Below are 14,849 nucleotides of genomic sequence, written 5' to 3'. Positions count from 1 at the left end.
GGCGGTCAGCGGAGGTTCAGGACCTCGTCGCAGGCCGTCCGCAAGCGGCGTACCCCCTCCGTGATCTCCCCCACCCCCGGCACCGCGGCGAAGCTCAACCGGACGTGTCCGGCGGGGGGTTCGGCCGCGAAGTAGGGGCGGCCCGGCGCCACCGCCACGCCCGCCCGCAGCGCCGCGGAGGCGAACGCGGCCTCGTCGGCGCCGTCGGGCAGCCGCACCCACAGGTGGTAGCCGCCCGCCGGGATGTGCTCCACCGTCAGCTCGGGCAGCCGCAGCCGCAGCGCCGCCGACATGGCGTCCCTGCGCTCCTTCAACTCGCCTGCCACCGCCCGCAGATGGCGCGGCCAGGCCGGTGAACCGACGAGTTCGAGCGCCGCCTCCTGGAGGGGGCGCGGCACGAAGAAGTGGTCGACGACCTGGATGGCGCGCAGCCGTTCCAGGACCGGGCCGCGGGCGGCGAGCGCGCTGACGCGGAAGCTCGGCGAGGTGGCCTTGGTGAGCGAGCAGACGTGGACGACGACGCCGTCCGGGTCGTCGGACGAGAGCGGGCGCGGCAGCGGTCCCGCGTCCTCGTGGACGAGGCGGCGCACGAAGTCGTCCTCGACGACGAAGGCGCCCGCCTCGCGGGCGATCCGCAGGACCTCGGGGCGGCGCTCGGCGGCGAGCACCGCGCCGGTCGGGTTCTGGAACAGCGGCTGGCAGACGAAGACGCGGGCGCCGGTCGCGCGGAAGGCGGCCGCCAGGAGGTGGGGCCGCACTCCGTCCGTGTCGACGGGCACGGGCACGGGCCGCAGTCCCGCCGCCCGCGCGATGGCGAGCATGCCCGGGTACGTCGGGGACTCGACGAGGACCGGCGCCCCGGGCGGGGCGAGCGCCCGCAGCGCGGTCGTGAGCGCGCTCTGGCCGCCGGCCGTGATGAGCACCTCGGCGGCCGTGATGGCCCCGCCGATTCCCCGCGCGAACCATTCGCGCAGCTCGGGCAGGCCGTCGACGGGCGGCCGCCCCCACGCGCCGGGCCGTCGTCCCGCGCGGGCGAGCGCCGCCGCCATGGCCTGTCCCGGCTGCAGTGCGGGGTCGAGATAGCCGCCGTTGAACTCGATGACGCCGGGCGGCGGGGCGGCGAGCGTCGCCAGGACCCCGCTCGCGTCGACCGAGCGCGGCACGAGCTCCGTCGCGGCGTCGGCGCTCAGCGACACCTCCTGCCACGAGGTGTCCCCGGCGGGGGCGGCGGGCGCCGTCGGCTCGGCGCGGAAGACGCCCGCGCCGGGGCGGGTGACGACGAGTCCTTCGGCGGCGAGCTGCGCGAGGGCGCGGGACACGGTCACGGGGCTCACCCTGAACCGCTCCACGATCGCCCGGCTGGACGGCAGCTTTCCACCCGGTGAGTAGCGGTCCAGCTCGTCCCGCAGTCGTTTCGCCAGATCGCCCACACTGCTACTGTCATGCATGACAGCACAGGATAGCGCTACTCGCCCGACCCGGATAGCGGTCCCCACGGCCTCCACGGCCTCCACAGTCCCCCCGGCCCCCACCGGCACCCTGATGGCCGCCCTGGGCGTCATCGCCTTCTCCCTCACCTTCCCCTCCACCGCGTGGGGCCTCGAAGGCATCGGCCCGTGGAGCTTCGTGACCCTGCGCGGGGTGCTGAGCGCGCTCGTCGCGGGCAGCTGTCTGCTCGTCCTGCGCGTCGCGGTCCCCGACCGCCGCCACTGGGCGGGGCTCGCGGTCGTCGGCGCCGGTGTCGTCGTCGGCTTCCCACTGCTCACCACGCTCGCCCTGCAGACCTCCACCACCGCGCACGCGGCCGTGGTCGTCGGTCTGCTGCCGCTCACGACCGCCGTGTTCTCGGCGGTGCGCACCGGCGCCCGCCCGTCACGCACGTTCTGGGCAGCGGCGCTCGCCGGGGCCGCGGCCGTCATCGGATTCACCGTGCAGCAGAGCGGCGGCGCCCTGTCCACCGCCGACCTCTACCTCTTCGGCGCGCTGCTGATCTGCGCGGCCGGCTACACCGAGGGCGGCCGCCTGGCCCGCGAGATGCCCGGCTGGCAGGTCATCGGCTGGGCCCTGATCCTCTGCCTGCCGCTCAACATCGCGGGCGCGGCGCTGGCCCTGCCCCACGAGTCCTTCCACCTCACCGGGCACAGCACGGCGGGCCTGCTCTACGCGGCGCTCGGCTCGCAGTTCCTCGGCCTGGTCGTCTGGTACCGGGGCATGGCGGCGATCGGCGTCCCCAAGGCCAGCCAGCTCCAGCTCGCCCAGCCGCTCCTGACACTGGTGTGGTCCGTGTTCCTGCTCGGCGAACACCTCCCCGTCGCCGCACCCCTCACGGCGGCCGCGGTCCTCGTCTGCATCGCGGTCACCCAACGGGCCCGCGGCTGACGGGCTGCCCGCCCGAGAGGTCCCAACTCCCGCCACTCGTCGTACACTTGCGGCCACAGATCGCGACCGCAGCGGGACGAGGGGGCACTCCAGATGCGTGCAACCGTAGGCGACGAGCTGGTGGTGCACGGCAGGATCGTCGGGCAGCACGACCGGATCGCGCAGGTCGTCGAGGTGCTGGGGGCGAACGGCGGTCCGCCGTACCGCGTCCGCTTCGAGGACGGCCACGAGACCGTGATGTCGCCGGGCCCCGACACCGTCGTACGGCATCAGGACCCGGCTTCCTGACCCACGAGGATCAGCGGGTCACGGGGATCAGCGCGGCGGCTTCGCCGGCTTCCGGTAGTGGTCGGCGACCACCCGCGCCATCGCGCCGATCTTGTCCACGCCGACCTCCTTCGCCGAGAAGTAGACGTGCCCGCGCACCTCGCGGAAGCCCTCGGCGTACGTGAGGTGCTTGGACAGCTCCGCCGGGTCCTGCCAGGCCGCCGGCTGCGCCGGGTCGCCCGCCTTGTACAGGGCCTCGCCGATGTAAAGGTTCACGCCCGTGCCGCGCACGACGTCGCTCCACCACGGGATGAGCTTCGCGTAGTCCGCGGCGGGGAAGCCGATGTTCCAGTACACCTGCGGGACGATGTAGTCGATCCAGCCCTTCTTCACCCAGCCGCGGGTGTCCGCGTACAGGTCGTCGTAGGTCTGCACGCCCGCTCGGGTGTCCGAGCCCGTCGGGTCGGTGGCGATGTTGCGCCAGACCGCGAACGGGCTGATCCCGAACTGCGTCCTTCCCCGCGCCTTCTTCACCCGGCGGGCCATCTCGCGCACGAGCCGGTCGATGTTGTCCCGCCGCCACGAGGCCCGGTCGGGGAAACCGGCGCCGTACCGCTCGAACGCGTCGTCGTCGTCGAAGACCTGCCCCGCGACGGGATACGGGTAGAAGTAGTCGTCCCAGTGCACCGCGTCGATCGGATAGCGGCGCACGGCGTCGAGCATCGCGTCCTGCACGAAGCGCCGCACCGCGGGCAGCCCCGGGTTGTAGTACAGCTTCCCCCCGTACGGCACGACCCAGTCGGGGTGCACCCGCGCGGGGTGCGTGGCCACCAGGCGGGACGGGTCCGTGTGGTTGGCGATCCGGAACGGGTTGAACCACGCGTGCAGCTCCAGGCCCCTGCGGTGCGCCTCGTGGACGGCCGTGCCCAGCGGGTCCCAGCCCGGGTCCTTGCCCTGGACGCCGGTCAGGTACTCCGACCACGGCTCGTAGGGCGATGGCCACAGGGCGTCCGCGGTGGGGCGCACCTGGAAGACCACCGCGTTGAGTCTGCGGTTCACGGCCGAGTCCAGGAAGGCCAGCAACTCGCTGCGCTGCTGGGCCGCCGGCAGACCCGGCTTGGACGGCCAGTCACGGTTCACGACGCTCGCCAGCCACATGCCGCGCAGTTCGCGGCCGTCCTTCGGACGCCGGCCGGACGCGGCGACCGCGTCCCCCGTCGTCGCCAGGCCCGCCACCGTCGCGGCGGCCACCAAGGAGAAACCCCGACGTGACATACGCCTCATCTGCATGCCCCCTGAGCTCGCTGTGCACCGACACCCCTTGCCGGTGGGGCACAGCATGCCCGACCCGGCCCGTCATGGCGCCCTCATTGCGGAGTAACGTTCACGGCCGAGGCAGGCACCGAATCCATTTACGGGGGGGTCCTGCCGGCCCCGTTGATCAGCGAAAGGCACGAGGTGACCGACTCCATGACCGATATCGCACGCGTCGGAGTGGTGGGCTGTGGCCAGATGGGCGCCGGAATCGCAGAGGTCTGCGCCCGCTCCGGACTGGACGTGAAGGTCGCGGAGACCACCGGTGAAGCCCTGGAGATCGGCCGTACGCGGCTGTACAACTCCCTCTCCAAGGCGGCCGAGCGCGGCAAGATCTCCGAGGAGGAGCGCGACGCGACCCTGGCCCGCCTGAGCTTCACCACCGACCTCGGCGAGTTCTCCGACCGTGACCTGGTCATCGAGGCCGTCGTCGAGAACGAGCAGGTCAAGACCGAGATCTTCCAGGTGCTCGACCAGGTGGTGACCCGGCAGGACGCGATCCTCGCCTCCAACACCTCCTCCATCCCGCTGGTGAAGCTGGCCGTCGCGACCTCGCGTCCCGACCAGGTCATCGGCATCCACTTCTTCAACCCGGCGCCGGTGCAGCAGCTCGTCGAGCTCATCCCCGCGCTGACCACGTCCGAGGGCACGATCAGCCGTGCGCAGGCCGTGGTCGAGAAGATCCTCGGCAAGCACGCGATCCGCGCCCAGGACCGCTCGGGCTTCGTGGTGAACGCCCTGCTCATCCCGTACCTGCTCTCCGCCATCCGGATGTTCGAGTCGGGCATCGCGAGCCGCGAGGACATCGACAACGGCATGGAGATGGGCTGCGCCCACCCGATGGGCCCGCTCAAGCTCGCCGACCTGATCGGCCTGGACACGGTCGCCTCGGTCGCCGACTCCATGTACGCCGAGTACAAGGAGCCGCTGTACGCCGCTCCCCCGCTGCTCCAGCGGATGGTGGACGCCGGCCGTCTCGGCCGGAAGTCCGGCTCGGGGTTCTACACGTACGCCTGACGCCCCGTACGCCATGCGGCGTACGCGGGGATCACTCCCCGCACGAACACGCTCCGTACCCGACGGGCCCGGCACTCCTTCGAGTGCCGGGCCCGCGGCGTTCACACAGGGTGTGCGCGGCGGGCTCGCATATGCCCATCGCACACTCTCCCGCCCTGTCCACCACGCGAGTTCACTTTCTGTCGGGATGAAGGGGGGACGCGCCACTACAGAGAGGAGTGGAGTCGTGACCATCGACGGCGAGAGTGCCGTGGTCCCGGAAGAATCCGCTGAGTTACGCCGTAGCCTGGAGGTGGGCCTTGCCCGCGTCGACGGACGGCTGGCGTTGCTCAGTCAGCACGACGAACAGACCGCCAAGAACGTGGAGTCCATGGAGGCCCGGGTCGCCGCGCTGGAGAACACACGCTGGCCCCTGCCCACGATCGTCGCGCTCGCGGCGGTCGCGGCAATCGCGGTGTCGGTCTGGCAGGCGCTCGGCCATTAGCTAGCGCGCGTCCTGGCCGAGGCGCAGATGGTGCAGGAGGAGGAGCGCCGCGGCCATGTTGGCGGCCGGGACCTCCCCGCGGGTCACCATGTCGGGAACCAGTTTGAGCGGGACCCACTCACGGCGGTCCGACTCGAAGTCGTCCTCGGGATGACCGATGTACGTCCCTTCGTCGGACCAGTAGATGTGGTGCCTGGCGTCAGTGAGCCCGTTGGACGGCTCGACGCTCATGAGGTGCCGCAGCGGGCCCGGTCGCCAGCCGGTCTCCTCCTCCATTTCGCGTGCCGCCGCGTACGCGATGTCCTCGCCGTCCTCGACGACGCCTGCCGCGAGTTCCCAGCCCCAGCTGTCGGTGATGAAGCGGTGCCGCCACAGCAGGAGCACTTCGTTGGCGTCGTTGACGACGGTGGCCACGGCGACGGGCCGCAGCCGTATGAGGAAGTGGTCCAGATGCCGGCCGTCGGGCAGCTCGACATCCGCGAGATTGACCGTGAACCACCTGTTTCCATACACAGTTTGTTCGCTCTGTTTCGTCCACTGCACGGTTCTGCCACCTTCCGACGATTAGATGGCAATATCGCAGCAGACAAAGTTCATGAGCAGCGTGTGTGCACCTCGGAACGGTGAGTGCACACGATCGTGGACCGGGGGCGCTATGCGTTACAGGGGGACGCGTAGCGCCCCTGCGATGAGCTCGGCCGCCTCGGCCGTGCCCGCGCAGTCACTGCGGACCAGATGCTCGCGGACCGCGCGCAGCCGGTCGCGCAGCCGCTGGGACTCCATTCCGCGGGCCTGTTCTGCCATTTCCACCGCCGTGACCACCGCCTCGTCGGTGTTGCCCTGGCGCAGCTCGATCTGGCTGAGCATGGCGAGACGGTGCACCCGCCCGCGGTCGTGCGCCGGAGTGTCCACGGCCGCCGCGGCGTGCTCACGGGCGCTGGCGAGATCACCCAGACTCAGCAGCGCCTCCGCCACTTGCACGTTGACCAGGCCGGGCTGGACATAGCCCGTCTCGTCCGGCTCGCGACCGCGCAGGATCCGATCGGCCGCCGCCTCCGCACGCCGGATGCAGGACAGCGCGCTCCTGCCGTCGCCCAGGTGCGCGTACGCCTTGGCCTGCATCGCGTACAGGTCGGAGGCGAGGGCGGGGGTGAGGTCGCGCCCGGCGGCCCGCAGCGCCGCCTCGGCGAACGCCACCGCCTGGCGGTACTCGCGCATGAACAGCGACTGGTTGACGAGGAGCGCGATCACATACGCGCCGAGCCCGGTGTCGCCACTGGCCTTGGAGAGGCGCAATGCCTGGTGGAAGTAGCGCTGGGCCAGGCCGTGCGCGTCGGAGTCGTAGGCACAGATCCCCGCGATGGCGACCAACCCACCCGTGGAGCGGTGCAGTTGGCGGCCCATCTCGTCGGTGTAGCTGCCGCGCAGCAGGGGCGCGGCCTCGGCGTTGAGGAAGCCGACGATGCGGGAGCGCGTCGCGATACCGCCGGTCTTGCGGTACATCTGCTCGTAGTGGGCGCGGGCGGCGCGCATCATCTCGATGTCGGCGGTGCTCACCGGGTGCCGTCCGCCGCGTGACACGTCGACGTCCTCGGGCGGGTTCTCCCACTCCCAGACGGGCATCACGGCGGGCGTTCCGGTGACGGCGGGCGCCCCGAGCAGGTGCGGGCGCTGCTGTTCGTCCGAGCGCCACAGCGCGGTGGCCCGTTCCACGAAGCCGGAGAGGGTGGACGCGGCCGTTCCGGAGCGGGCGGCGGGGACGCCGGGCAGGCCGAGGCCGATGTCGTCCAGGGTGACGGGGCGGTGCAGGCGGGCGGCGAGCACTTCGCAGATCAGGTCCGGCACCTGGCCGCGCGGCCGCTGGCCTTTCAACCAGCGTGACACGGCCGTGTGTTCGTAGCGGAGCGCGAGTCCTCTGGCCCTTCCGGCCTGGTTCACATGTGCGGCGAGTCCCGCGTGGGAGATGCCGGCCTCGTCGAGGATCGCGTCGAGCAGGGTGTTGGGCTGCATGGATGCCCTCCGGTGGCTCAGTGCTGCTCAGACTAATGGAGGCCCCTTCACACGGGGTGTGAACGGAGTGCCCGGATCCGGGGGGTGTGCGCTCTGCCGCACGGTGTGTGGAATCGCTTGACTGAGATGCCTCATCAGTTAAGGAGGCCGGCCGGGCCACCGAGCTCCCCCCTCTTACAGTGCGGTGGCCCTCATCGGCGCCGTTCGTCCCGCCGTCTGCCCGACAACTCCATGGCGGGGCGGGCGGCGCATGCCGCCTCCCGTTGCTGCGGAGGGACTCTCGTGCGGTCGTTGCGCAGCACGAGCAGCGCCGCGTCATCGGTCGGCAACCGGCCGGTGTGGCGCAGGAGTTGGGCGTAGAGCGCGCGGATGACGCCCTGCGGGGAGACCGGTGGGACGCGGGCCGCGTCGGTCAGCGCCGCCCGCAGCGGGAAGAAGGTGCCCGCGGCGTCGCGGGCGTCCTCCATGCCGTCCGTGTGCAGGGCGAGCGCCTCGCCGGGCAGCAGCCGTCCGCAGCCGAGCACCGGCAGGTCGGCGGGGAGCGGGAAGACTCCGAGCGGCGGCAGCGGATCGCTGTCCGTGAGAGGACGCGCGGTACCGCTGAGCAGATGGGGCCACGGATGACCGCAGTTGAGGGCGGAGATGCCGCCGTCCCTGTCGATCTCCAGGAGCAGGACGGTGACGAACTCCTCGGACACCGGGGTCTTGGGCGGGTCGCCGCCGCACGCCGGGTGTTCGGCCCGCGCGCGCTCACGCAGGTGCCGGGCGAGGGCGCGCTCCAAGCGGCGCAGCACCAGCGGCAGTTCCGGCTCGTCGTGTGCGGCCTCGCGGAAACTGCCGAGCACGGCGGCGACGGTCCCGATGGCGGCGAGACCGTGGCCGCGGACGTCGCCCATCACGACGCGCACTCCGTGGTCGGTGGCCACCACCTCGTACAGATCGCCCCCGACGGAGGCGCCCCGGGACGCGGAGAGCCGCCCGGCGGCGAGAGCGAGGCCTTCGACGCGGGGCGGCAGGGGCCGCAGGAGTACGTTCTGGGCGGCGCCCGCGACCTCGCGCACCTGCCGCAACTCCCGCAGCAGCGACCGCCGGGCGTGGAATATCAGCCCGGTGCCGACGGCGAAGAAGACGGCGCTGGTGACGATCCGCGCCCCCAGGCTCTCCTCCCGGGCGAGCGGGCAGGCCAGTTTGTACGTGATGGCGACGGCACCCCATACCGCGGGCAGGCCCAGCGTGAGCACACGACGGATCATGGCGATGCCCCTTCCGGGCCCTGTGCCGGACGTCCCGGTTCAGCGCGCAGGCCGACCCTTACGGCCGGACTGATTGTGTCGACCGCATGGGCCGATCGGGTCAGGGTGCCGATTGAAGTCACTCAAACGAGTGAGGGGCTTATCCGGTGGTCCGGATAAGCCCCTCTTTGCGCCCCTTGTGCGCCTGTTATCGCCTACGGGCAGTCACTACGCTCCGCGCAGCACCGCACCCGTCCGCTCGGCCGCCGCGGCGACCGCCGCGTCGCGGGCCGCCGAGGCCTCGTCGACGGTCAGCGTGCGGTCGGCGGCGCGGAAGCGCAGCGCGTACGCCAGGGACTTCTTGCCCTCGCCGATCTGCTCGCCCTCGAAGACGTCGAACAGCCGGATGGACTCCAGGAGTTCACCGGCGCCACCGCGGAGGTAGTACTCGACCACGGCGGCCGGCACCTCCTTGTCGACGACCAGCGCGACGTCCTGCGTGGCCACGGGGAAGGTGGAGATCCGCGGCGCGCGCAGCGCACCCTCGCGGGCGAGCTCCAGGGCGTCCAGGTCGAGCTCCATCGCGCAGGTGCGCGCGGGCACGCCGAGCGCCTTCACGACGCGCGGGTGCAGCTCACCCGCATGTCCGACGGAGACGATCTCGCCCTCTACGACGACCTTCAGCTCGGCGCAGCGGCCCGGGTGCCACGGGCCGTACTGCCCCTGGTCGACGATGAGCTCGACACCGGCCTCACGGGCGATGGTCCGCGCCGCCTCGACGGCGTCCGCCCAGTCGGCCGGGCGGCCCTTGCCCCACCAGCCGGCCTGCTCGCGGGCGCCCGCGAGGACGACGGCGGCGTGCCGGGGCTGGACGGGCAGCGCCGCGGTGAGGGAGGCGATCTCCTCGTCGGTGGGACGACGGTCGACGGGCAGGCGCCCGGCGATCTTCAGCTCGTCCTGAGGGAGGAAGACCAGGCCCGTCTCGAAGAGCGCCAGGTCGTGCGAGCCGCGGCCGTCGTTGCGCCGCAGCGCGGACAGCAGGCCCGGCAGCAGCGTCGTGCGGAGCGCGGGCTCCTCGTCGGAGAGCGGGTTGACGAGCTTGACCACGCGGCGGTTCGGGTCGTCCGCCTCCAGACCCAGCTGGTCGAAGACGCCCTCCCCGATGAAGGGGTAGCTCAGTGACTCGACGTAGCCCGCACCGGCCAGCGCGCGGCCGACGCGGCGGTGCAGCCGCTGCCGCTCGGTCAGGCCGCGGCCCGCGGGGGGCTTCGGCAGGGTCGAGGGCAGGTTCTCGTACCCCTCCAGGCGGATGACCTCTTCGGCGAGGTCGTTCGGCTCGGCGAGGTCGGGGCGCCACGACGGGACGGTGACCGTCAGGTCGTCCTGGCCGTAGACGTCGCAGCCGACCTCCTGGAGGCGGCGGACGACGGTCTCGCGGCCGTAGGCCACACCGGCGACGCGGTCCGGGTGGTCCGCGGGCATCGTGATCGTGCGCGGCGCGGTCGGCGCGATGACCTCGGTGACACCGGCCTCGGCGCTGCCGCCCGCGAGGAGGACGAGCAGGTCGACGGTGCGCTGCGCGGCGGCGGCCGCGGCCAGCGGGTCGACGCCGCGCTCGAAGCGCTTGGACGCCTCGGAGGCCAGCTTGTGGCGGCGCGCGGTGCGGGCGATGGAGATCGCGTCGAAGTGCGCGGCCTCGACGACCACCTCGGTGGTGCCGCGGACCTGCCCGGTCTCCGGGTCGGTCGCGGAGTCGGCGATCTCGGTGTTCGCGCCGCCCATGACGCCCGCGAGGCCGATCGGGCCGCGGTCGTCGGTGATGACCAGGTCACCGGCGTCCAGGACGCGCTTGGTGCCGTCGAGGGTGGTGAACTTCTCGCCCTGCTCGGCCCGGCGCACGCCGATCGTGCCCTGAACGCGGGAACGGTCGTACGCGTGCAGGGGCTGGCCGAGCTCCATCATCACGTAGTTGGTGATGTCGACGGCGAGCGAGATCGGGCGCATGCCGACCTTCTGCAGACGGCGCTGCAGCCAGATCGGGGAGCGCGCCTCGGGCTGCAGGCCCGTGACGGTGCGCGCGGTGAAGCGGTCGCAGCCGATCGGGTCGGCGATCTTGACGGGGTAGCCGAAGGAGTTCGGCGCGGGCACGTCCAGGAGCGCCGGGTCGCGCAGCGGCAGGCCGTACGCGATGGCGGTCTCGCGGGCGACGCCGCGCATCGAGAGCGCGTAGCCCCGGTCGGGCGTGACGGCGATGTCCAGGACCTCGTCGACGAGCTCCAGGAGCTCGATGGCGTCGGTGCCCGCCTCGTGCTCGGGCGGCAGGACGATGATGCCGCCGCTGCCGTCGTCACCCATGCCCAGCTCGTCGCCGGAGCAGATCATGCCGTGGGACGTCTTGCCGTACGTCTTGCGGGCGGCGATGGCGAAGTCGCCGGGCAGGACGGCGCCGGGCAGGACCACGACGACCTTGTCGCCGACGGCGAAGTTCCGGGCGCCGCAGACGATCTCCTGCGGCTCGCCGGTGCCGTTGGCGGTGCCGACGTCGACGGTGCAGAAGCGGATGGGCTTCTTGAAGCCCTCCAGCTCCTCGATGGTGAGGACCTTGCCGACGACGAGCGGGCCCTTGAGGCCCGCGCCGAGCTGCTCGACGGTCTCGACCTCGAGGCCGACCTCGATCAGCTTGGCCTGCACGTCACGGCCGGTCTCGGTGGCGGGGAGGTCGACGTACTCCCGCAGCCAGGAAAGCGGGACCCGCATCAGATCTCCATCCCGAACGGCCGGGTGAACCGGATGTCACCCTCGACCATGTCTCGCATGTCTTCGACGTTGTGGCGGAACATCAGCATCCGCTCGATGCCGAACCCGAAGGCGAATCCGCTGTACTTCTTGGGGTCGACACCACAGGCGGTGAGCACCTTGGGGTTGACCATGCCGCAGCCGCCGAGCTCGATCCAGCCCTCGCTGCCGCAGGTGCGGCAGGCGCGGTCCGGGTTGCCGACGGACTCGCCGCGGCACACGTAGCAGACCATGTCCATCTCGGCGGACGGCTCGGTGAACGGGAAGTAGTTCGGCCGCAGCCGGGTCTTCATGTCCGGTCCGAAGAGCGCCTGGACCATGTGGTCGAGGGTGCCCTTGAGGTCGGCCATGGTGAGGCCCTCGTCGACGGCGAGCAGCTCGATCTGGTGGAAGACCGGGGTGTGCGTGGCGTCGAGCTCGTCCGTGCGGTACACACGGCCGGGGCAGACGATGTAGACCGGCGGCTCGCGGCGCTCGAGGAGCGCGCGGGCCTGCACGGGCGAGGTGTGCGTACGCAGCACGACACCGCTCTCGTCGCCCTCGGCGCCCTCGGGCCCCTGGACGAAGAAGGTGTCCTGCATCTGCCGGGCCGGGTGGTCGGGCGTGAAGTTCAGGGCGTCGAAGTTGAACCACTCCGCCTCGACCTCGGGGCCCTCCGCGACCTCGTAGCCCATCGATACGAAGACGTCGGCGACGCGCTCCATCATCGTGGTCAGCGGGTGCCGGGCGCCGGCGGCCGTCCGGTCGTACGGCAGCGTGACGTCCACTGCCTCCTCGACCAGGACGCGGGCGTCGCGCTCGGCCTCGAGCTCGGTCTGGCGGGCGGCCAGGGCCTTGCTCACGGCGCCGCGCGCCATGCCGACGCGCTTGCCCGCCTCGGCCTTGGCCTGCGGGGGCAGCGCGCCGATCTCGCGGTTGGCGAGCGCCAGCGGCGACGTGCCGCCGGTGTGCGCGACCTTGGCCTCCTGGAGCGCTTCGAGGGAGTCCGCGGCGGCGAAGGCGGCGAGCGCCTCGTCCCGCATCCGCTCGATCTCTTCAGGTTTCAGTGCCTCGACCTCAACAGGGTCGTACGACTTGTTCGGTGCCGACATCTCTTCCCGTGCTTCCGGTTGGCTGGCGGATGGGTCCCCGTCAACGACTCGGAGACAAGCTGTCCCAGGTGTGGGGACACAAAGTGCCAACGACCGAGTCTAACGGGGGTGCGGTGAACGAATGAGCCCGCGGGCGACTCAGGGCGTCCTCGACAGGGTCACTGGAGATACGCCGGGGCCCCCACGGGCAACGTAAATCGGAACCGGGCGCCGCCGCCGGGTGCGCGGCCGACGGTGATCGTCCCGCCGTGCACTTCCACGATGCCCTTCACGATGTACAACCCCAGTCCCGTCCCGCCGCGCTTGCTGCCCCGCCAGAAGCGGGTGAAGACGCGGCCCATCGACTCCTCCGGAATGCCGGGACCCTCGTCGCTCACGGTCACGGCCGTCTCGGCGCCGCCCCGCTCGCGCGGAGACGAGGAGGGCGCCACCTCGATGGTGACGGTTCCCTCGCCGTGCCGCACGGCATTTTCCAGCAGGTTGCTGAGCACCTGGTCGACCTTGTCGGGGTCCGCCCAGCAGTCGGGCAGCGGCCGCTGGACGCGGACGAGGAAGCGGTCCGCGTCCTGTCCGGCGGCGACATGCGCCTGGATGTGCCGTCCGACGGCCGCGCCTATGTCGACGGGCTGGCGGCGCAGCTCCAGGCGTCCGGAGTCGATGCGGGAGATGTCGAGGAGCTCGGCGATCAGCCGGGTGACGCGGTTCGCGTCGGCGTCGACGGTCTCCAGCATCAGTTTCTTCTGGTCGTCGGTGAACCGCTCCCACTTGGCGAGCAGCGTCGCGGTGAAGCCCTTGACGGAGGTGAGCGGCGAGCGGAGCTCGTGGGCGACCGTGGCGATCAGCTCGGCGTGGCTGCGCTCGGTGCGGCGGCGGGCCTCGGTGTCGCGCAGCGAGACGACGACGCGGCGGACGGGGCCTGTGCGGGTGGTGCGTACGTAACGGGCGGAGACGAGGACCTCGCGGCCGCCGGGCAGGAGCAGGTTGCACTCGGGCTGGCCTACGCGAATGGCGAGACCGCCGTACGGATCGGTCAGCTGCCACCAGCGGCGGCCTTCGAGGTCTTCTAAGGGGAGCGCGTGCTCCAGGGGCGCGCCGAGTGCGTCGGCGGCCGGTACGGCGGTGATCCGCGCCGCCGCCGCGTTGAAGCAGATGACGTGGCCCGTCTCGTCCGCGACGACGAGCCCGTCGGGCAGCTCGTCGGGGTCGAGTCCCAGGCCGCCGAGGTCACCGGGACCGCCGTGGTCCGCGCGAGCACGGACGAGGTCCTGTACCCCCGGTGCTCTGCTCGTGCCCACACTCATTCCCCGTACCCCACCTCTCGGACCTGTCGGGGCCCCCGAGCCCGTCACACTACTAGCTCGATGTGACGGAGCGGACCCCCTCAGCGAGTACTGGAGGCACGCTGTGCACGGGCGGACGCATAGAGGCACACGGCGGCGGCCGTAGCAAGGTTGAGGCTTTCGGCTCTGCCGTGGATCGGAACACGCACCACCGCGTCGGCGAGTGCGCGGGTCTCCTCCGGCAGCCCCCACGCCTCGTTGCCGAAGATCCAGGCGGTCGGGGTGCCCATGGTGCCCTTGTCGAGTTCCGCGTCGAGGTCGTCCTCGCCGGCCCCGTCGGCGGCGAGGATCCGTACGCCCACACCCTTCAGTCCCCGCACGGCCTGCTCCACGGGTACGCCCACCGCGACCGGCAGATGGAAGTGCGAACCGACCGAGGCACGCACCGACTTGGGGTTGTACAGGTCCACGGACGCGTCCGTGAGGATCACGGCGTCGGCGCCCGCGGCGTCGGCGCAGCGCAGCACGGTCCCGGCGTTCCCGGGGTCACGGACGTTCGACAGGACGGCGACGAGCCGGGGCCGGGCGGCGAGGACGTCCTCGAAGGGCACGTCGAGGAACCGGCAGACGCCGACGAGGCCCTGCGGGGTGACGGTCGTCGAGATGTCGGCGATGACGTCCTCGTCGGCGAGGTGCACACGGGCGCCCGCGGCACGGGCCTCCCCCACGATGTCCGCGTACCGCTCGGCGGCGTCGACGGTGGCGAACAACTCGACGAGCGTCTGCCCGTGCCCGGCGGCCTCCCGCACGGCCTGCGGCCCCTCGGCGAGGAACAGCCGCTCCTTCCCCCGGAAGTTCCGCTTGGCCAGCCGCCGCGCGGCACTGACGCGGGGCGACTTGGGGGAGATCAATTCGGGGGCGGCGGGCATGGACTCACCTTCGACAGGGGAACGGCGGGGGGCGCCCCGCCAGGGGCGCC

13 protein-coding genes are annotated in these 14,849 nt (G+C 71.9%); 4 read left to right on the top strand and 9 right to left on the bottom strand.

What is annotated here, in order from left to right:
* Positions 1-5: 5 nt before the first annotated feature.
* On the bottom strand, positions 6-1,448 hold the full coding sequence (locus DEJ48_RS32170; protein ID WP_150219674.1) for a PLP-dependent aminotransferase family protein: 1,443 nt from the start codon (positions 1,446-1,448) through the stop codon (positions 6-8).
* On the opposite strand from DEJ48_RS32170, the gene DEJ48_RS32165 reads away from it, so the two are divergent.
* Both DEJ48_RS32165 and DEJ48_RS32160 read left to right on the top strand, forming a co-directional pair.
* Positions 1,447-2,379: a DMT family transporter gene (locus DEJ48_RS32165; RefSeq protein ID WP_150219673.1), complete on the top strand. Its 933-nt coding sequence runs from the start codon at positions 1,447-1,449 to the stop codon at positions 2,377-2,379. The genes DEJ48_RS32170 and DEJ48_RS32165 overlap by 2 nt on opposite strands.
* Before the next feature lie 93 nt (positions 2,380-2,472).
* Entirely contained in the window at positions 2,473-2,667 is a 195-nt protein-coding gene (locus tag DEJ48_RS32160) for a DUF1918 domain-containing protein (RefSeq protein WP_150165791.1), read from the top strand.
* 27 nt (positions 2,668-2,694) lie between these two features.
* On the opposite strand, the gene DEJ48_RS32155 is transcribed toward DEJ48_RS32160, so the two are convergent.
* On the bottom strand, positions 2,695-3,930 hold the full coding sequence (locus tag DEJ48_RS32155; RefSeq protein ID WP_150219672.1) for a glycoside hydrolase family 10 protein: 1,236 nt from the start codon (positions 3,928-3,930) through the stop codon (positions 2,695-2,697).
* A gap of 186 nt (positions 3,931-4,116) precedes the next feature.
* Between DEJ48_RS32155 and DEJ48_RS32150 the strand changes: the two genes are divergently transcribed.
* Together DEJ48_RS32150 and DEJ48_RS32145 are read left to right on the top strand one after the other, a co-directional pair.
* A complete protein-coding gene (locus tag DEJ48_RS32150; RefSeq protein ID WP_150219671.1) occupies positions 4,117-4,977 on the top strand; it encodes a 3-hydroxybutyryl-CoA dehydrogenase in 861 nt (286 codons plus the stop codon).
* 226 nt (positions 4,978-5,203) lie between these two features.
* The gene (locus DEJ48_RS32145; RefSeq protein WP_150219670.1) at positions 5,204-5,461 is read left to right on the top strand and encodes a hypothetical protein; all 258 of its coding nucleotides are present in this window, start codon (positions 5,204-5,206) and stop codon (positions 5,459-5,461) included.
* Here the strand turns inward: DEJ48_RS32145 and DEJ48_RS32140 are convergent, their stop codons facing one another.
* From DEJ48_RS32140 to DEJ48_RS32110, 7 genes are all read right to left on the bottom strand, one after another.
* On the bottom strand, positions 5,462-6,004 hold the full coding sequence (locus tag DEJ48_RS32140) for an NUDIX hydrolase (protein ID WP_150219669.1): 543 nt from the start codon (positions 6,002-6,004) through the stop codon (positions 5,462-5,464). It lies immediately after the preceding gene.
* A gap of 117 nt (positions 6,005-6,121) precedes the next feature.
* Positions 6,122-7,471, bottom strand: coding sequence for a transcriptional regulator (locus tag DEJ48_RS32135; protein ID WP_150219668.1), 1,350 nt, complete (start codon positions 7,469-7,471; stop codon positions 6,122-6,124).
* Positions 7,472-7,662: 191 nt separating this feature from the next.
* Positions 7,663-8,724: a PP2C family protein-serine/threonine phosphatase gene (locus DEJ48_RS32130; protein WP_150219667.1), complete on the bottom strand. Its 1,062-nt coding sequence runs from the start codon at positions 8,722-8,724 to the stop codon at positions 7,663-7,665.
* Between the two features lie 207 nt (positions 8,725-8,931).
* Positions 8,932-11,460, bottom strand: coding sequence for a phenylalanine--tRNA ligase subunit beta (pheT, locus tag DEJ48_RS32125; RefSeq protein ID WP_150219666.1), 2,529 nt, complete (start codon positions 11,458-11,460; stop codon positions 8,932-8,934).
* Positions 11,460-12,590: a phenylalanine--tRNA ligase subunit alpha gene (pheS, locus tag DEJ48_RS32120; protein ID WP_150219665.1), complete on the bottom strand. Its 1,131-nt coding sequence runs from the start codon at positions 12,588-12,590 to the stop codon at positions 11,460-11,462. Before pheS ends, pheT begins: the two co-directional genes overlap by 1 nt.
* Before the next feature lie 158 nt (positions 12,591-12,748).
* Positions 12,749-13,891, bottom strand: coding sequence for an ATP-binding protein (locus DEJ48_RS32115; RefSeq protein ID WP_150219664.1), 1,143 nt, complete (start codon positions 13,889-13,891; stop codon positions 12,749-12,751).
* A gap of 80 nt (positions 13,892-13,971) precedes the next feature.
* Positions 13,972-14,799 carry a TrmH family RNA methyltransferase gene (locus DEJ48_RS32110; RefSeq protein WP_150219663.1) on the bottom strand — a complete coding sequence of 276 codons (828 nt, stop codon included), beginning with the start codon at positions 14,797-14,799 and terminating at the stop codon, positions 13,972-13,974.
* Between the last annotated feature and the right edge of the window lie 50 nt (positions 14,800-14,849).

This window comes from Streptomyces venezuelae, assembly GCF_008642315.1.
GTDB classification, from domain to species: domain Bacteria; phylum Actinomycetota; class Actinomycetes; order Streptomycetales; family Streptomycetaceae; genus Streptomyces; species Streptomyces venezuelae_D.
This window is presented reverse-complemented; position numbering and strand designations above follow the sequence as displayed.